This is a genomic window from Streptomyces sp. NPDC088706 (assembly GCF_044752765.1).
Taxonomy (GTDB): Bacteria; Actinomycetota; Actinomycetes; order Streptomycetales; family Streptomycetaceae; genus Streptomyces.
Genome location: NZ_JBIVLW010000001.1, coordinates 331207 through 348909, shown reverse-complemented (window position 1 = coordinate 348909; position 17703 = coordinate 331207). Strand labels below are relative to the sequence as shown.

Sequence of the window (17703 nt, the reverse complement as noted above, 5' to 3'; positions counted from 1 at the left end):
GCGCGGCCGTTCGGTACTGTCAGCCGCGATGGACAAGACCTTGATCGTGACCAACGACTTCCCGCCCCGCCCCGGTGGCATCCAGGCGTTCCTGCACAACATGGCGCTCCGCCTGGACCCCGACCGGGTCGTCGTCTACGCCTCCACCTGGAAGCGCGGCGAGGAGGGTACGGCGGCCACCGCCGCCTTCGACGCCGAGCAGCCCTTCACCGTGGTCCGCGACCGGACGACGATGCTGCTGCCGACCCCGCGCGTCACCCGGCGGGCCACCGCCCTGCTGCGGACACACGGCTGCACCTCCGTCTGGTTCGGCGCCGCCGCCCCGCTCGGCCTGATGGCCCCCGCGCTGCGCCGCGCGGGCGCCCGGCGCCTGGTGGCCACCACCCACGGACACGAGGCCGGGTGGGCCCAGCTGCCCGCCTCCCGGCAGCTGCTGCGCCGGATCGGGGAGGGCACGGACACGATCACCTATCTGGGTGAGTACACCCGCTCCCGGATCGCCGCCGCCCTCACCCCGGACGCGGCCGCCCGCATGGTGCAACTGCCGCCGGGCGTCGACGAGAAGACCTTCCACCCGGCCTCCGGCGGCGACCGGGTCCGCGCCCGCCTGGGACTCTCCAACCGCCCGGTCGTCGTCTGCGTCTCGCGTCTCGTGCCGCGCAAGGGCCAGGACACGCTGATCCTGGCCATGCCCGCGATCCTGGCGCAGGTCCCGGACGCGGTGCTGCTGATCGTCGGCGGCGGCCCGTACGCGAAGGACCTGGAGCGGCTCGCGGCGGAGACCGGGGTGCAGGACTCGGTGCGGTTCGCCGGACCCGTGCCGTGGGCGGAGCTGCCCGCGCACTACGGGGCCGGGGACGTCTTCGCCATGCCGTGCCGGACCCGGCGCGGGGGGCTCGACGTGGAGGGGCTCGGGATCGTCTACCTGGAGGCGTCCGCGACCGGGCTGCCGGTGGTGGCCGGGGACTCGGGCGGCGCCCCGGACGCGGTGCTCGACGGCGAGACCGGGTGGGTGGTGCGCGGCGGCAGCGCCGAGGAGGCGGCGGACCGGATCGTGACGCTGCTCGGCGACCCGGAGCTGCGGCAGCGGATGGGGGAGCGGGGGCGCGCCTGGGTCGAGGAGAAGTGGCGCTGGGACCTGCTGGCGGAGCGGCTCAAGACGCTGCTGTGAGCAGGGGGAGGCGGGTCCCGTGCCGACGTCCGCCGCCCCGCGCCGCACACCGAAGGGGCCCGCGCCAGGAAAAGCGCGGGCCTCTTCGGCGTACGTACGGGTCAGGCGCGGTAGATCGACTCCACCTCGTCCACGAAGTCCTTCGCCACCACGTTCCGCTTCAGCTTCAGCGACGGCGTGATGTGGCCCGCCTCCTCGGTGAACTGGGCCGGCAGGATCCGGAACTTGCGTACGGACTCGGCCTTGGAGACCGCCGCGTTGCCGTCGTCCACCGCCCGCTGCACCTCCGCCAGCAGCTCCGCGTCCTCGCGCAGCGACAGGGCGGTCGAGCCGACCGGCTTGCCGTGCTCCTCGGCCCAGCGGCCCAGGAACTCCTCGTCCAGGGTGACCAGCGCGCCGATGAACGGGCGGCCGTCGCCGACCACCATGCACTCGGCGACCAGGGCGTGGGCGCGGATGCGGTCCTCGATCACCGCCGGGGCGACGTTCTTGCCGCCCGCCGTCACGATGATCTCCTTCTTGCGGCCGGTGATCGCGAGGTAGCCGTCCTCGTCGAGCGTGCCGATGTCCCCGGTGTGGAACCAGCCGTCGGCCAGCGCCTCGGCGGACGCCGGCTCGTTCTTCCAGTACCCGGTGAACAGGTGCTCGCCGTGGAGCAGCACCTCACCGTCGTCCGCGATCCGGACCACCGAGCCGGGCAGCGGCTGGCCGACCGTACCGATCTTCTGCCGGTCCCACGGGTTGAACGCGGTCGCCCCACAGGTCTCGGTCAGGCCGTAGCCCTCCAGGACGGTGAAGCCGATGCCCCGGTAGAAGTGGCCGAGCCGCTCGCCGAGCGGAGCGCCGCCGGAGATCGCGAACTCGCCCCGGCCGCCGAGGACCGCGCGGAGCTTGCCGAAGACCAGCTTGTCGAAGAGCTTGTGCTTGAGCTTCAGCCCCAGTGCGGGCCCCTGCGGGGTGCTCAGCGCCCGGCTGTAGGCGATCGCCGTGTCGGCGGCCCGATCGAAGATCTTGCCCTTGCCGTCCGCCTGCGCCTTGGCGCGGGCCGCGTTGTAGACCTTCTCGAAGACCCGGGGCACACCGAGGATCAGCGTGGGCCGGAACGAGGCCAACTCGTCGGTGAGGTTCTTGATGTCGGGGACGCAGCCGAGCCTGATCGGCGCCATCACCGACGCCACCTCGACCAGCCGGCCGAAGACATGCGCGGCGGGCAGGAACAGCAGCACCGAGCACTCGCCCGTGCGGAACAGCGGCTTCAGCCGCTCCACCACGTTGCCGCACTCCGCGAAGAAGCTGCGGTGGGTGAGCACACAGCCCTTGGGGCGGCCCGTGGTGCCGGAGGTGTAGACGATCGTCGCCGGGTCGTCCGCCTTGGCGCTGACCATCCGCAGGTCCAGGGTCTCGTCGGTGACCTCGGCCCCCGCGTCGCCCAGGGCCTTCACCGCGCCCGCGTCGATCTGCCAGACGTGCGCGAGGTCCGGCAGCGCGTCCCGTACGGAGGCCACCGCCGCCGTGTGCGCGTCGCTCTCCACGAGCACCGCCACCGCACCGGAGTCACCGAGGATCCACTGCACCTGCTCGGCGGAGCTGGTCTCGTACAACGGCACGGTCACCGCGCCCGCGCTCCAGATCGCGAAGTCCAGCAGCACCCACTCGAAACGGGTGCGCGACATCAGGGCGACCCGGTCGCCGGGCTGCACGCCCGAGGCGATCAGCCCTTTGGCGGCGGCTCTCACCTCGGCCAGGAACTGGGTGGCACTGACGTCGCTCCAGGCACCGGCCACCTTGCGGCTCATCACCGCGACGTCGGGATGCTGAGCGGCGTTGCGGCGGATGAGATCCGTCAGATTGCCGTCCGTGGGGACCTCGTACAGGGCCGGAAGGCTGAACTCGCGCAAGACTGCTGCTCCTCATCGGGCTCCGGTGCCACGGCTCTGTGTGACGCACCGGCTGCGGTCCGAGAACGGCGGGTGCTCAGTGGGGTGAGCACGACTGGACTGCCCGGACGTTACCCACCGGTACCAGGTTCCCGATAGGGGGTTCCGGTCAGATGTCTTATGCATCACACATATAAATGGCCCTTTCGCGCACAGTAGTCCACCGGCGCGACCACCTGGAAGTAACCGCAGGTCCGGCCGGATCCACCCGCGCGGGGGCGGGGCGCTTTAGGGTGATCCGCATGCGAGGCAGCGAAGCGGGCGGGACGGCGCCGGGCGCGCGGCGCGCCACCCGGATCCACGTGGTCAGCGATGTGCACGGCAACACCGAGGCCCTGGCCCGCGCCGGGGACGGTGCCGACGCCCTGGTGTGCCTGGGTGACCTGGTGCTCTTCCTCGACTACGCCGACCACTCGCGCGGCATCTTCCCCGACCTGTTCGGTGAGGCGAACGCCGACCGCATCGTCGCGCTGCGCACCGCCCGCCGCTACGAGGAGGCCCGCGCCTTCGGCCGTGAGCTGTGGGCGGGCCGCGACCGCAACGCCGAGATCCTCGGCGCGGTACGCAGGCAGTACGCCGAACTCTTCGCCGCCTTCCCCACCCCGACGTACGCCACCTACGGCAATGTCGACGTCCCGCACCTGTGGCCCGAGTACACCCGCCCCGGCACCACCGTGCTGGACGGTGAGCGGGTGGAGATCGGCGGGTGGGTCTTCGGGTTCGTCGGCGGCGGCCTCCGGACCCCGATGAACACCCCGTACGAGATCAGCGACGAGGAGTACGCCGCCAAGGTCGAGGCGCTCGGCCCGGTCGACGTGCTCTGCTCGCACATCCCGCCCGAGGTCCCCGAGCTGACGTACGACACCGTCGCCCGCCGCTTCGAGCGCGGCAGCACCGCCCTGCTGGAGGCCATCCGCACCACCCGCCCCCGGTACGCGCTTTTCGGTCATGTTCACCAGCCGTTGGTCCGCCGGATGCGGATCGGTACCACCGAGTGCGTCAACGTCGGCCACTTCGCCTCCAGCGGGACGCCCTGGGCGCTGAGCTGGTGACCGGAAGGGTCCGGGGCGTGGCCCGGAGCGCGGTGGGCACGCGATAGCCTGCACAGCGGCAGGCTTCTGCCGAACGCGACCGGTTACACCGCACTGGAGGGCCACGGCGATGGCTGAACACACCAGCTCGAGCATCACGATCGAGGCGGCACCGGCCGACGTCATGGCGGTGATCGCCGACTTCGCCCGCTACCCGCAGTGGACCGGCGAGGTGAAGGAGGCCGAGGTCCTGGCCACGGACGACCGGGGCCGCGCCGAGCAGGTCCGCCTCGTCCTGGACGCCGGAGCCATCAAGGACGACCACGTCCTGTCGTACACCTGGCTGGGCGACGAGGAAGTCAGCTGGACCCTCGTCAAGTCCCAGATGCTGCGCTCCCTCGACGGCACGTACGCTCTCGCCCCACTCGCCGGCGGCGTCCGCACCGAGGTCACCTACCGGCTCGCCGTCGACGTCAAGATCCCGCTCCTGGGCATGATCAAGCGCAAGGCCGAGAAGGTCATCATCGACCGCGCGCTCGCCGGTCTGAAGAAGCGCGTCGAGTCCGTCCCGCAGAGCTGAGAGCGATGCGTACGGTCCTGGTCACCGGCCTCGGCGGCGCAGGCCGTACCACCGTCGCCGCGGCGAGCGCCCTGGCCTCGGCCGCCGGCGGCAGCCGCACCCTCCTGGTCTCCGCCGCGTCCGTACCCGGCTTCCCCGACGGTACGGAACCGGTCCCGGTCACCGGCCTCCTCGACCACGCCCGGATCGACTCCGGGGAGCACTTCCGCGCCGAACTCACCGAGCTCCAGCAGCGCGCCTCCGGTGTCCTGGACCTGGTCGGGGCCGGGCGGCTGGACGGCGAGGAGCTCACCGAACTGCCCGGTTCCCCGCAGCTGGCCCTCCTGCACACCCTGCACCGGGCCGCCGCCGGCGACTGGTCCACCGGCGGCTACGACACCCTCGTGGTGGACCTTCCGCCGCTCGGCGAAGCCCTCGCCCTGCTCGCCCTCCCCGAGCAGCTCCGCCGCTACCTGCGCCGCCTGCTGCCCGCCGAACGCCAGGCCGCCCGCGCCCTGCGCCCGGTCCTCGCCCAGCTCGCCGGGGTCCCGATGCCCGCGCAGTGGCTGTACGAGGCCGCCGCCCGCAAGGACGAGGAGCTGGCCGCCGTCCAGGCCCTGGTCGAGGACGGCGCCACCACACTCCGCCTGGTCGCCGAGCCCGGGCCCGCCGCGGAGGACGCCCTACGCACCGCCCGCACCGGCCTCGCCCTGCACGGGCTCCGTGCCGACCTGCTGGTGGCCTCCCGGGTGCTGCCCCGGCACTCGTCCGACCCCTGGTTCGCCGCGCTCGCCGCCCAGCAGGAGAAGTGCCTGGGCCACTGGCACGAGGAGTGGGCCCAGGACGTCCCCGTCCACGAGGCCGCCCACCTGGGCCGTGACCCCCGGACCGCCGACGACCTGGCCGCGCTCGCCGTCCCCGCGCCGGACGGCCGGGAGCCGGGCCGGGCGGACGACCCGTGGTGGACCGAGGAGGAGCCGGGCGAGGAGGGCCGCCCGTCCGGGCTGACCTGGTGCCTGCCGCTGCCCGGCGCGGCCAAGGAGGACCTGCGCCTGGTCCGCCGGGGCGACGAACTCCTCCTGACCGTCGGCCCGTTCCACCGCATCGTCAGGGTCGCCTCGGCCCTGCGCCGCTGCACCGTCGCGGGCGCGGCCCTGACCGACGGCGTCCTGCGGGTCCGCTTCGCACCCGACCCGGCGCTCTGGCCGCGCACCTCCTGACCCGTGTGTCCCGCTTCCTGAACGGTCCGCGGCCGTTCGGGTAACGTCGGGGGTACGAGTCCCCGCCGGCCCGCCGCCACCAGCCGGCACCCCGCGTCGCAGGAGTCCGCCATGAGTGAAGCCACCGACCGTCCCGTAGACGGCGACGCCTGGGCCGACGCCTGCGCCGAGGACCTCGCGGCGGAGCAGGCCCGCCGCCGGGCCCAGTACGGCCCGCGGCCCGGCTCCGCAGCCGAGGAACTGCGCAAGCTGGTCGACGCGGTCGCCGACAAGGTCTCCTCGCTCCACTCGCCGCTGCTCGGCACCGCCGCCCAGGGCGCGGTCCAGCAGGCCATCCGGCAGGCGAGGTCGGCCGTGGAGCCGGTCATCGAGCGCAACCCGCAGGTCTTCGACCACCTCGCCGCCGCGGGCAACGAGCTGCTGGCCGCCTACCGCTCCGCCGTGGAGGGCCAGGAGAGCCGCTGGACCCGCACCGCCGCCGACGCCACGAAGGCCGACCCCTGGGCGAAGGCCGCCGACGACCCGTCCGACCCGCGCGACCGGGGCCCCGACGACGGCCCCGCTGACACCGAACGCATCGACCTGGACTGACCCGGCACACCGGCCGGGAGCGCGCTCCACATCTACCGGGACCGACCGGTCCCGGCCAGGCAGAGCCCTGCCTCGGGTACGGTTGCCCCTAGCGGGGCTCGACCGAAACTGAGGGATTCATGGGACTCACCATCGGCGTCGATATCGGCGGCACGAAGATCGCGGCTGGAGTGGTCGACGAAGAGGGCCGGATCCTCTCGACGTTCAAGGTGGCGACGCCCCCGACGGCCGAAGGCATCGTCGACGCGATCTGCGCGGCGGTGGCCGGGGCGAGCGAGGGACACGACGTGGAGGCCGTCGGCATCGGCGCCGCCGGTTACGTCGACGACAAGCGCGCCACCGTGCTGTTCGCGCCCAACATCAACTGGCGCCACGAGCCGCTCAAGGACAAGGTCGAACAGCGCGTCGGCCTGCCCGTCGTCGTCGAGAACGACGCCAACGCGGCCGCCTGGGGCGAGTACCGCTTCGGCGCCGGCCAGGGCCACGACGACGTCATCTGCATCACGCTCGGTACCGGCCTCGGCGGCGGCATCATCATCGGCAACAAGCTGCGCCGCGGACGCTTCGGCGTGGCCGCCGAGTTCGGCCACATCCGGGTCGTCCCGGACGGTCTGCTCTGCGGCTGCGGCAGCCAGGGCTGCTGGGAGCAGTACGCCTCCGGCCGCGCGCTGGTCCGGTACGCGAAGCAGCGCGCCAACGCCACCCCCGAGAACGCCGCCATACTGCTCGGCCTCGGCGACGGCACGGTGGAGGGCATCGAGGGCAAGCACATCAGCCAGGCCGCCCGCCAGGGCGACCTGGTGGCGACCGACTCGTTCCGCGAACTGGCGCGCTGGGCCGGCGCCGGACTGGCCGACCTCGCCTCGCTGTTCGACCCGTCCGCGTTCATCGTCGGCGGCGGCGTGTCGGACGAGGGCGAGCTGGTCCTCGACCCGATCCGCAAGTCCTTCCGGCGCTGGCTGATCGGCGGCGAGTGGCGCCCGCACGCCCAGGTGCTGGCCGCCCAACTCGGCGGCAAGGCAGGGCTCGTGGGCGCCGCCGACCTGGCCCGCCAGGGCTGAGCCCACCGTCGTACGACGCACGGACGCCCGTCGCCGCCCTCCGGGGCAGCGGCGGGCGTCCGCCGTATCGTGGCCCGCATGGTCCTGACGCCACTGCCCGACTCCCGTACCGGGCCGGACGGTTCAGCCGTCATCCGCGTGCTGAGCTACAACGTCCGGTCGATGCGCGACGACACCGCGGCCCTGGCCCGGGTCATCCGCGCCTGCGCGCCCGACCTCGTCCTCGTCCAGGAGGCGCCGCGCTTCTTCCGCTGGCGCAAGGCGGCGGCCAGGCTCGCCAAGAGCAGTGGCCTGGTGGTCCTCGGCGGGGGTGCCACCGCCGCCGGGCCGCTGCTGCTGCGCTCGCTGCGGGCCTCCGTCGAGCGCGCCGAGGACGTCCTGCTGCCGCTCACCCCGGGCCTGCACCGCAGGGGCTTCGCCACCGCCGTCGTCACGATCGGCGGCGCCCGGCTCGGGGTGCTGAGCTGCCATCTGAGCCTCCAGCGCGACGAACGCCTCGCCCAGGCCGGCCTGCTGCTGGAACAGCTGGCGTCCATGGGGGTGGAGCACGCCGTGGCGGGCGGCGACCTCAACGACGTACCGACCGGGAAGGCGTTCCAGCATCTGGCCGGGCACCTCCAGGACTGCCGGGCGGTCGCCCCGTGGGGCGGCGAGCTCACCTTCACCCCCGACGACCCGCGAAGGCGCATCGACGCGGTCTTCGCCACCCCGGGCATCGAGGTGCTCGGCTGCGGTGTGCCCGCCGGGCTCCCCGGCGTGAGCGAGGCGGACCTGAGGGCGGCCACCGACCATCTGCCGGTCCTGGCCGCCCTCAGGGTCCCCACGGGGTGAGGGTCACACGACGGCGCCGCGCCCCGGGTCGCCGTAGGTGTCGTCATCGTCGTCGTGCGGCATCCGGGCCACCAGGGTGGCGAAGCCGCCCAGGAAGCCGCCGATGCAGAGCGTGCTGAGCCACCACGTCATCTCCCACCGCAGGAGCACCGCCAGCAGCATCAGGACCGGCCCGCCGATCACCGCGAGCCAGGCGAACTTCGCCGTGACGTCGGCCTCCGGCAGCGCCGGCGGCTCCGGGGGCACGAAGTGGCCCTCCTCGCCGTCGTCCGGCTCGTCGATGCCGTCGTCCTTGGACTCGGGCAACTCGTAGTCGCGGGGTCCGGCGACGCCGGGCGCGAAGACGACGGAGCTGCCGAGGGGCTTCTTCTCCGGCGGTTTCGGGGGCGTCTTTCCCGACCCCTTGTCCGCCGGGTCCCCGGCGCGGCCGTTGTCCGGCCCCACCACGTTGCGCTGGTCGTCCTCCAGCAGGGCGAGGTCCTCGATCGACTTGAAGGGCTTGGCGCCCGGCGGGTCCGGCGGCTCCTCCCCGTACCCCGCGACGATCGCGGCCCAGGCCGCGTCCTCGTCGATCGCCCGCTCCTCGTCCGCCCTCTTCCCCGGACCCGCGCCCTCCGGTCCCGCTCCCTCAGCGCCCACCGGCTTGGTTCCCTCCGGGACCGCCGCGCTCTCCGTGGGGCGCGGTTCGCGCTCCTCGTCGCTGCCTGTGCGTTCCGCGTCGTGCTCAGCCACCGGTCGTGCTCCCCTTCTTCCCGACGCTCGGTGCGAGACGGCCGATGAACCGGTAGCTCTCATCGAAGATCCGCTCCGCATCGTGGTCCAACGTCGCCACGTGGTAGCTCTGTTCCAACAGGATCTCCGAGACGTCCGTGGAGGAGATCCGGCTCAGGATCCGCGCGCTGTCCGCTGGCGGTACGACATGGTCCTGCGGGCTGCGCAGCAGCAGCACCGGTTGGGTCACCTGGGGCAGTTCGCCGTCGACCAGCCGGAAGAACCTGCGCACCGAGTGGGCGGCGTGCAGCGGCACCTTGGTGTAGCCGACCTCGTGCGAACCCGGGAGCGCGATGTCGTCGGCCACCCCCTTCGTCGTACGCACCAGATGGCGGGCGACCGGCAGCGCGTACGCGGAGAGGCCGTGCACCTTGTTGGCCGGGTTGACCAGCACCAGACCGCTGATCGCGTCCCCGTGCTTGGCCGCCAGCCGCAGGCTCAGCGCGCCGCCCATGGAGAGGCCGAAGACGAAGACCCGGTCGCACCTCTCGCGCAGCGCCCGCAGCTCGCGGTCCACCTCCGCGTACCAGTCCTGCCAGCCGGTGACCGCCATGTCCTCCCAGCGGGTGCCGTGGCCCGGCAGCAGCGGCAGCGAGACGGTCAGCCCGCGCTCGGCGAGATGGTCGGCCCAGGGGCGCAGCGACTGCGGCGATCCGGTGAAGCCATGACAGAGGAGGACGCCGGCCTCTCCGCCCTCGTGGCGGAACGGCTCGGCTCCAGGGAGGACCGGCACCGGGGTCTCCTGTTCGTGAAGTGAGGCGGGGCGGGGGCGGGCCGCGCACCAGGGACGTGCTCGACGGATGACTTCACCGTACGCGACCGGACCGACACCGACCAGGGCCGTCACGGCCCCCGCCACCCGCCCCCGCCCGGCTGTAGGGCAGCCGCCCACGGCCCGTGCGGGCCCCGGGCCGCAGGACCGCACAGGTTAAGGTCTGACCGACAGCACACAGGAGGCACCACAGTTGATCTACGGCGCAATGAAGTTCTCCATCGGCGGGTCCCTGAAGCTCGCCTTCCGGCCGTGGGTGGAGGGCCTGGAGAACATCCCCGAGCGGGGGCCGGCGATCCTCGCGAGCAACCACCTCTCCTTCTCCGACTCGTTCTTCCTGCCGGCTGTCCTGGACCGCAAGGTCACGTTCATCGCCAAGGCCGAGTACTTCACCGCGCCCGGGGTGAGGGGCAAGCTCACCGCCGCCTTCTTCAAGGGCGTCGGCCAGCTCCCCGTCGACCGCTCCGGAGCCCGCGGCGCCGGTGAGGCCGCCATCAGGGCGGGCATCCAGGTCGTCGAGAGCGGCGGACTCTTCGGCATCTATCCCGAGGGCACCCGCTCCCCCGACGGCCGCCTCTACCGCGGCAAGCCCGGGGGGCTGGCCCGGGTGGCGCTGGCCACCGGGGCCCCCGTCATCCCGGTCGCCATGATCGACACCGAGAAGATCCAGCCGCCCGGCCAGGTGATGCCCAAGCTGATGCGCCCCGGCATCCGGATCGGCAGGCCGCTGGACTTCAGCCGCTACCAGGGCATGGACGGCGACCGCTTCATCCTGCGTTCGGTGACCGACGAGGTCATGTACGAGATCATGAAGCTCTCCGGCCAGGAGTACGTGGACATCTACGCCACCGCCGCCAAGCGCCAGATCGCCGACGAGGCGAAGGCCAGGGCGGAGGAGGCCAAGCGCGACCGGAAGCAGGCGGCCGCCGGCGACGGGAACGGACGCGTGCCGGGGGCCGGGGCCGCGGGCGACGGCAGTGGAACGGAACGGTCCGGCGCGTAACCGCGTCGTTCACCGTCGGGGGGTGGGGCCATGGCCGAGCGTGAGCGGGTCGTCCGGATGTCGGTCGAGCAGCCGCTGTGGCGTGCGCTGACGGGCTACCGCGTTCTGACGATGATCTACGCGTTGCTGCTCGCGCTCTTCGCCAAGGACAACGTCGGCCGGGAGCCCTTCGAGCGGCCCTGGGTGGCCATCGCCTACCTCGCGTTCCTCTTCGTGTGGACGCTCGCCACCCTGCCCAAGGTCCGCTCGGCGGCGAGCTGCACCAAGCGCTTCCTCGGCGCGGACCTCGTCGTCGCGCTGACCGGGATCCTGCTCACCCCGCTCGCCGACGTCCACTCCCAGACCCTCGACGGGCCGACGCTGCCCTCGATCTGGACGGCCGGCTCGGTCCTCGCCTTCGCCATCAAGGGCGGCTGGCGGTGGGCGGCCTTCGCCTCCACCTTCGTCGCCGCCGCCAACATCGTCCAGCGCGGCGAGCCCAGCCGGGACACCTTCCACAACGTCCTGCTGGTCTGGGTCGCCTCCATCGCCATCGGGTACGTCGTCGAGGTGGCCCGCGCCAGTGAGCGCACCCTGGCCCGCGCCCTGGAGATCGAGGCCGCCACCCGCGAACGCGAACGGCTCGCCCGGGACATCCACGACAGCGTCCTCCAGGTCCTGGCGATGGTGCAGCGCCGGGGCACCGCGATCGGCGGCGAGGCGGCCGAGCTGGGCCGGATGGCCGGGGAGCAGGAGGTCGCCCTGCGCACCCTGGTCTCCAGCGGTCTGGTGCCGCCGACCCGGGTCTCCGAGGACGCCGCCGACGGCGCGGTCGTCCGCACGGTCGACGTGGACGAGGAGAGCCCCGGCGGCGGAGCCACCTGCGACCTGCGCGCCCTGCTCGCCCCGCACGCCGGTTCCCGTACCAGCTTCGCGGAGCCCGGCGCTCCGGTGGTCCTGCCGGCGGCGGCCGCCCGGGAGCTGGCCGCCGCCGTCGGTGCCGCCCTGGACAACGTGCGGGTGCACGCCGGAGCGGACGCCCAGGCGTGGATCCTGGTCGAGGACGAGCCCGGCGAGGTCGTCGTCACCGTCCGGGACGACGGCCCGGGCATCCCGGAAGGGCGCCTCGCCCAGGCGGAGGGGGAGGGGCGGCTGGGGGTCGCGCTCTCCATCCGCGGCCGGCTGCGCGATCTCGGCGGCACGGCCGAGGTGATCTCGGTGCCGGGACAGGGCACCGAGGTCGAGTTGAAGGTTCCGAAAGCACCGAAGGTTTCCCGGGGGAAGGCAGGATCGGCCCGATGAGCACACAGAACGCACCGCAGGACGCGGCACAGGACGACCAGGGGGCCGCCGGCCGGCCCATCAAGGTCATGGTGGTCGACGACCACCCGATGTGGCGCGACGCGGTCGCCCGCGACCTGGCCGAGTCGGGCTTCGACGTCGTGGCGACCGCCGGCGACGGCCCGCAGGCGGTCCGCCGGGCCAAGGCGGCCGGCCCCGACGTCCTGGTCCTCGACCTGAACCTGCCCGGTATGCCCGGCGTCCAGGTCTGCAAGGAGCTGGTCCCGGCCCACCCCGGACTGCGCGTGCTGGTCCTCTCCGCCAGCGGCGAGCACGCCGACGTCCTGGAGGCGGTGAAGTCCGGCGCCACCGGCTATCTCCTCAAATCCGCCTCCACCCAGGAGCTGACCGAGGCCGTCCGCTCCACCGCCGCCGGCGACCCGGTCTTCACCCCGGGTCTCGCGGGTCTGGTCCTCGGCGAGTACCGCAGGCTCGCCTCCGACCCGCTGCCCGCGGCATCCGACGAGCCGAAGGCCCCGCGGCTGACCGACCGGGAGACCGAGGTCCTGCGGCTGGTCGCCAAGGGACTCTCGTACAAGCAGATCGCCGAACGCCTGGTCATCTCGCACCGCACCGTCCAGAACCACGTGCAGAACACCCTCGGCAAGCTCCAGCTGCACAACCGGGTGGAGCTCGTGCGGTACGCGATCGAACGCGGCCTCGACGACGTCTGACCGGGACCTCCGGCCGGCCCGTCCGGACCGGCGGGTCCGGGGGCGGGGTCGTATATTCGCGCTATGGAGATCCTGGCCTTCGGTGTGCAGTCCGACGAGCGGCCCCTGATCGAGCGGGCTTTCCGGGGGCTGCACGAGGTCCGCTGCCTGGACGTCTTCCTGAACCGGGACACCGCCCCGATCGCGGCGGGGTACGAGATCATCTCCACCAGCGTCAACGCCGACCTCGACGCCGAGGCGCTCCAGACCCTGGCCGCCGGCGGCACGCAGATGATCGCCCAGCGCTCCACCGGCTTCAACAACATCGACCTGGACGTCGCCGAACGGCTCGCCCTGCGCGTCGCCCGGGTCTCGTACTACTCGCCGTACGCGGTCGCCGAATTCGCCTGGACCCTGGCCATGGCGGCGAACCGGCGCGTCATCCGGGCCGCGAGCCGCACCCGCGACTTCGACTTCCGCCTCGACGGGCTGCTCGGCCGCGACATGCACGGCCGGACCGTCGGCGTGGTCGGCACCGGCAAGATCGGTGAGGCGTTCACCCGGATCGCCCACGGCTTCGGGATGAGACTGCTCGGCTGGGACGTCGTGGAGAACCCGGCCTGCCGCCAGCTCGGCATGGAGTACGTGCAGAAGGAGCGGCTCTTCGCCGAGGCCGATCTGATCAGCCTGCACGTCCCGCTGCTCCCCGCCACCCGGCAGATCATCAACGAGGCCGCCCTCAAGTCGATGAAGGACGAGGCCATCCTGGTCAACTCCAGCCGCGGCGGCCTCATCGACACCGCCGCCCTGGTCACCGAGTTGCGCGCCGGGCGCTTCCTCGGCGTCGGACTCGACGTGTACGAGGCGGAGGCCGGGCTCTTCTTCCTGGACAAGTCCCTGGAGGGCGTCGACGACGACACCCTGGCCCGGCTGGTCACCTTCCCGAACGTCATCGTCACCTCCCACCAGGCGTACTACACCGAGGACGCGGTGGGCCAGATCATCGACACGACGGTTCGGAACGTCACCGACTACCTGGCCCGCCGCACTAGCGAGAACGTGCTCGTGCCGCGTAGCTGAACCGGAGGGGTTCAGCTCAGCACCGGCAGCCCCGCCAGCAGCTCCGTCACGATGGCGGCCCCCCGCACCGTCAGCACCGACTCCGGATGGAACTGCACCGAGGCGAAGCCGGGCCCGCGCAGCGCGTGCAGCTCACCGCTCTCCTCGTCCCGGCTCACCTCGATCCCGTGCGCGGCCAGCTCGGCGGCGGCCGGGGAGTCGCACCGCCCGGTGAAGCTGTTGTAGAAGCCCACCGTCTCCGGCCGCCCGAACAGCTCGATCCGACTCTGCGCCCCCTGGTACGGCACCGTCTTGCGCACGATCTCCAGGCCCAGCTCCGCCGCGATCAGCTCGTGCCCGAGGCACACCCCCAGCAGCCCGTACCGGTGCTCCCGCACCAGCCCGGCCGCCAGCTCCCGCAGCAGCCGCATCCTCGGGTCCGCGAGGTCGCCCGGATTCCCCGGGCCGGGCCCCAGCACGACCGGCCCCCGGTGCGCCCGCACCACCTCGCGCAGCCCCGGTTCGTCGTACCGGCGCACCGAGACCTCCAGGCCCGAGGAACGCAGCAGGTGGGCCAGCATCGCGGTGAACGTGTCCTCGCCGTCCACCACCAGCGCGTGACCGGCCAGGTCCCGGCCGCGCTCCTGCATCCGCAGCCAGAACGGGGCGAGAGAGCCGCGCCGGTCGTCCAGCGCCGCCTGCACCCGGGGGTCGGCCGCCAGCTGCGGCCGCCCCGCCTCCGCCTCCGGCCGCCCCGGCCGCACCCCCAGCGCGGCGAGCACCCCGGCCGCCTTGGCGTGCGTCTCGGCGACCTCGCTCTCCGGGTCCGAGTGGCGTACGAGGGTGGCGCCGACGGGCACCGCCAGGCTCCCGTCCGGGGCGATGTCGGCCGTCCGGATCAGGATCGGGGAGTCCAGCGTCTGCGCCCCGTTCGCGTCCCGGCCCAGCAGGGCCAGCGCCCCGGCGTAGTAGCCGCGCCCGCCCTTCTCGTACCGCTCGATGACCCGGCAGGCGTTCTGCACCGGGGAGCCGGTGACGGTCGCCGCGAACATGGTCTCGCGCAGCACGTCCCGCACGTCCAGCGAGGAGCGGCCGCGCAGCTCGTACTCCGTATGGGCGAGGTGGGCCATCTCCTTGAGCCGGGGCCCGACCACCACCCCGCCCCTGTCGCCCACCGTGCACATCATCTTCAGCTCCTCGTCGACCACCATGGACAGCTCCTCGCTCTCCTTGCGGTCCCCGAGGAACGCCAGCAGGCTTGTCGCGGTGGGACCCTCGGCCGGGTAGCGGTAGGTCCCGCTGATCGGGTTCATCACCACCGTCCCGCCCGACATCCGCACGTGCACCTCCGGGCTCGCCCCGACCAGCGCCCTGGCCCCGGTGTGCACCACGAACGTCCAGTACGCGCCCCGCTCACCCGCCAGCAGCCGCCGGAACAGGGCCAGCGCGTCCGCCCGTCCGAACCCCGGGATCTCGCCCCGGAACGTCCGCCGGATCACGAAGTTCGCGCCCTCGCCCTGCCCGATCTCGTCCCGGATCACCCGCCGGACGATCTCCGCGTACTCCCCGTCCGGCACGTCGAAGCCGCGGTCCTCCACCGTCACGTCATGGGCGGGCAGCGCGGCCAGCACGCTGGTGAGCTCCAGCTCGTGACTCTCCTCCGCGACCAGCACGCTCAGCGGCGTCCCGTCGTCCCGCACGTCGAAGCCGCGCTCGGCGATCTGCCGGAACGGCACCAGGGCCAGCGCGGGCGACGCGCCCACCGGCAGATCGGCCAGCCGCTCCACCTCCCGCACCCGACCGATCAGCACCTCCACGTGATCGTGGTCACGGCCGGGCGTGCGCCGGCGCAGCAGGGCGAAGGGCGGGGCGTCGTCGGCCACCAGCCGGCGGATGAGGTCGGGGGCGGTGCGGGGCGCGGTACGGGACATGGGAGCGGGGTTCCTTCCGGACGGCCCGTACGGGGCTCCGTACGGGATTCACAGGGGGGAGGAACGGCTCCGGAACGCGGAAAAGGCCGCCCCTCGGGCGGCCTTCGCGGAGTGTGTCAGCGCGATGAGTCAGCGGGCCGCCGGATGAGCGGTCCACCACCAGTTCTGGATCGAGATCTGGATCTGTTGCGTCGACATGCTGCGACCCTAGCGGACGTTCCGGGCATCGGAGCGGGTGTCTCAACTATTGAGCGCTCGGATGGACGCCTCCCGCGACCCCGTAGTGTTGTCCGTGTGACCGTGAACGCCAATACCTCCGTCGCCGGTGGCAACACCTGGCGAGACCTTCCCGCGGCGCAGCAGCCCGAGTACCCCGACTCCGAGGCCCTGCGCGATGTACTCGCGGACCTCGCGTCGTATCCGCCGCTCGTCTTCGCGGGCGAGTGCGACCAGCTGCGCGCCCGCCTGGGAGCCGTCGCCAAGGGCGAGGCGTTCCTGCTGCAGGGCGGCGACTGCGCCGAGGCCTTCGACGCCGTGTCGGCCGAGCACATCCGGGCCAAGCTGAAGACGCTGCTCCAGATGAGCGCCGTCCTGACCTACGCGGCCGCCGTGCCCGTGGTGAAGGTCGGCCGGATCGCGGGCCAGTACTCCAAGCCGCGCTCCAAGTCGACCGAGACCCGCGACGGCGTGACCCTGCCGACCTACCGCGGCGACTCGGTGAACGGCTTCGCCTTCACCGAGAAGGCCCGGATCCCGGACCCCGAGCGGCTGAAGCAGATGTACCACGCGTCCGCCTCCACGCTGAACCTGGTCCGTGCCTTCACCACCGGTGGCTACGCCGACCTGCACCAGGTCCACGCCTGGAACCAGGACTTCGTGAAGTCGTCCCCCGCCGGCCAGCGCTACGAGGCCCTGGCCCGCGAGATCGACAACGCGCTCAACTTCATGAAGGCGTGCGGCACCGACCCGGCCGAGTTCAAGGCGGTCGAGTTCTACGCCTCGCACGAGGCCCTGCTGCTGGACTACGAGACGGCGCTGACCCGGACGGACTCGCGCACCGGCGAGCTGTACGACACCTCCGGCCACATGGTCTGGATCGGTGAGCGCACCCGCCAGATGGACGGCGCGCACATCGAGTTCGCCTCGAAGGTCCGCAACCCGATCGGCATCAAGCTCGGCCCGACGACCACCGTCGACGAGGCGCTCGGCTACGTCGACCGCCTGGACCCCGAGCGCGAGCCCGGCCGGCTGACCTTCATCGTCCGCATGGGCGCCGACAAGGTCCGCGACAGGCTTCCCGAGCTGGTGGAGAAGGTCACCGCATCCGGCGCCACCGTGGCGTGGGTGACGGACCCGATGCACGGCAACACCTTCGAGGCCGCCTCCGGCCACAAGACGCGCCGCTTCGACGACGTCCTGGACGAGGTTAAGGGCTTCTTCGAGGTCCACAAGGGCCTCGGCACCCACCCGGGCGGCATCCACGTGGAGCTGACCGGTGACGACGTCACCGAGTGCGTGGGCGGCGGCCACGAGATCTTCGTGGACGACCTGCACCAGCGTTACGAGACGGCCTGCGACCCGCGGCTCAACCGCAGCCAGTCGCTCGACCTGGCCTTCCTCGTCGCCGAGATGTACCGCGACCAGTAGGAGTTCCCTGGAATTCCCGCCGGAGGCACCTGTGGGGCACGGATCCATGTGATCCGTGCCCCACCGGCCGTTCCAGGACTTTTGCGCGCCTTGGCAGACGGGTAAGGTTAGGTTAGCCTCACCGACGAAGACGGGGACGGCACCAG

At 72.7% G+C, this 17703-nt stretch carries 17 protein-coding genes; 12 read left to right on the top strand and 5 right to left on the bottom strand.

Annotated features, from left to right (window positions below; translation table 11 throughout):
* Positions 1–28: 28 nt before the first annotated feature.
* Positions 29–1171 (top strand): glycosyltransferase family 4 protein, encoded by a 1143-nt coding sequence (locus ACIQAK_RS01620; RefSeq protein WP_366388301.1) that lies wholly within the window; start codon positions 29–31, stop codon positions 1169–1171.
* Positions 1172–1272: 101 nt separating this feature from the next.
* On the opposite strand, the gene ACIQAK_RS01615 is transcribed toward ACIQAK_RS01620, so the two are convergent.
* The gene (locus tag ACIQAK_RS01615; RefSeq protein WP_366388302.1) at positions 1273–3069 is read right to left on the bottom strand and encodes an AMP-binding protein; all 1797 of its coding nucleotides are present in this window, start codon (positions 3067–3069) and stop codon (positions 1273–1275) included.
* Between the two features lie 281 nt (positions 3070–3350).
* Between ACIQAK_RS01615 and ACIQAK_RS01610 the strand changes: the two genes are divergently transcribed.
* The 6 genes from ACIQAK_RS01610 to ACIQAK_RS01585 all read left to right on the top strand — a co-directional run bounded on the left by ACIQAK_RS01610 (position 3351) and on the right by ACIQAK_RS01585 (position 8401).
* Positions 3351–4160 carry a metallophosphoesterase gene (locus tag ACIQAK_RS01610; RefSeq protein WP_366388303.1) on the top strand — a complete coding sequence of 270 codons (810 nt, stop codon included), beginning with the start codon at positions 3351–3353 and terminating at the stop codon, positions 4158–4160.
* Between the two features lie 109 nt (positions 4161–4269).
* Positions 4270–4719 carry an SRPBCC family protein gene (locus tag ACIQAK_RS01605; RefSeq protein WP_366388304.1) on the top strand — a complete coding sequence of 150 codons (450 nt, stop codon included), beginning with the start codon at positions 4270–4272 and terminating at the stop codon, positions 4717–4719.
* Between the two features lie 5 nt (positions 4720–4724).
* Positions 4725–5918 (top strand): ArsA-related P-loop ATPase, encoded by a 1194-nt coding sequence (locus tag ACIQAK_RS01600; protein WP_366388305.1) that lies wholly within the window; start codon positions 4725–4727, stop codon positions 5916–5918.
* Between the two features lie 111 nt (positions 5919–6029).
* On the top strand, positions 6030–6509 hold the full coding sequence (locus tag ACIQAK_RS01595) for a DUF5304 domain-containing protein (protein ID WP_366388306.1): 480 nt from the start codon (positions 6030–6032) through the stop codon (positions 6507–6509).
* A 119-nt stretch (positions 6510–6628) separates the two neighbouring features.
* Entirely contained in the window at positions 6629–7570 is a 942-nt protein-coding gene (locus ACIQAK_RS01590) for an ROK family glucokinase (RefSeq protein ID WP_366388307.1), read from the top strand.
* Between the two features lie 78 nt (positions 7571–7648).
* Positions 7649–8401, top strand: coding sequence for an endonuclease/exonuclease/phosphatase family protein (locus ACIQAK_RS01585; RefSeq protein ID WP_366388308.1), 753 nt, complete (start codon positions 7649–7651; stop codon positions 8399–8401).
* Positions 8402–8404: 3 nt separating this feature from the next.
* Here ACIQAK_RS01585 and ACIQAK_RS01580 read toward each other — a convergent pair whose 3' ends face one another.
* Positions 8405–9133, bottom strand: a complete 729-nt coding sequence (locus ACIQAK_RS01580; RefSeq protein WP_366388309.1) for a hypothetical protein — start codon at positions 9131–9133, stop codon at positions 8405–8407.
* A complete protein-coding gene (locus tag ACIQAK_RS01575; RefSeq protein ID WP_366388310.1) occupies positions 9126–9905 on the bottom strand; it encodes an alpha/beta fold hydrolase in 780 nt (259 codons plus the stop codon). The genes ACIQAK_RS01580 and ACIQAK_RS01575 overlap by 8 nt, the downstream gene beginning before the upstream one ends.
* Before the next feature lie 232 nt (positions 9906–10137).
* Between ACIQAK_RS01575 and ACIQAK_RS01570 the strand changes: the two genes are divergently transcribed.
* From ACIQAK_RS01570 to ACIQAK_RS01555, 4 genes are all read left to right on the top strand, one after another.
* Positions 10138–10947, top strand: a complete 810-nt coding sequence (locus ACIQAK_RS01570) for a lysophospholipid acyltransferase family protein (protein ID WP_366388311.1) — start codon at positions 10138–10140, stop codon at positions 10945–10947.
* 30 nt (positions 10948–10977) lie between these two features.
* Positions 10978–12228 (top strand): MacS family sensor histidine kinase, encoded by a 1251-nt coding sequence (macS, locus tag ACIQAK_RS01565; protein ID WP_366388312.1) that lies wholly within the window; start codon positions 10978–10980, stop codon positions 12226–12228.
* A complete protein-coding gene (locus ACIQAK_RS01560) occupies positions 12225–12941 on the top strand; it encodes a response regulator transcription factor (protein WP_366388313.1) in 717 nt (238 codons plus the stop codon). Before macS ends, ACIQAK_RS01560 begins: the two co-directional genes overlap by 4 nt.
* Positions 12942–13004: 63 nt before the next feature.
* On the top strand, positions 13005–14000 hold the full coding sequence (locus tag ACIQAK_RS01555; RefSeq protein ID WP_366388314.1) for a 2-hydroxyacid dehydrogenase: 996 nt from the start codon (positions 13005–13007) through the stop codon (positions 13998–14000).
* A gap of 11 nt (positions 14001–14011) precedes the next feature.
* On the opposite strand, the gene ACIQAK_RS01550 is transcribed toward ACIQAK_RS01555, so the two are convergent.
* Together ACIQAK_RS01550 and ACIQAK_RS01545 are read right to left on the bottom strand one after the other, a co-directional pair.
* Complete coding sequence (locus tag ACIQAK_RS01550) at positions 14012–15910, bottom strand: anthranilate synthase family protein (protein WP_366388315.1); 1899 nt, start codon at positions 15908–15910, stop codon at positions 14012–14014.
* 129 nt (positions 15911–16039) lie between these two features.
* Positions 16040–16108, bottom strand: coding sequence for a trp operon leader peptide (locus ACIQAK_RS01545; RefSeq protein ID WP_106429850.1), 69 nt, complete (start codon positions 16106–16108; stop codon positions 16040–16042).
* Between the two features lie 102 nt (positions 16109–16210).
* On the opposite strand from ACIQAK_RS01545, the gene ACIQAK_RS01540 reads away from it, so the two are divergent.
* Positions 16211–17557 (top strand): class II 3-deoxy-7-phosphoheptulonate synthase, encoded by a 1347-nt coding sequence (locus ACIQAK_RS01540; protein WP_366388316.1) that lies wholly within the window; start codon positions 16211–16213, stop codon positions 17555–17557.
* The last annotated feature ends 146 nt before the right edge of the window (positions 17558–17703 follow it).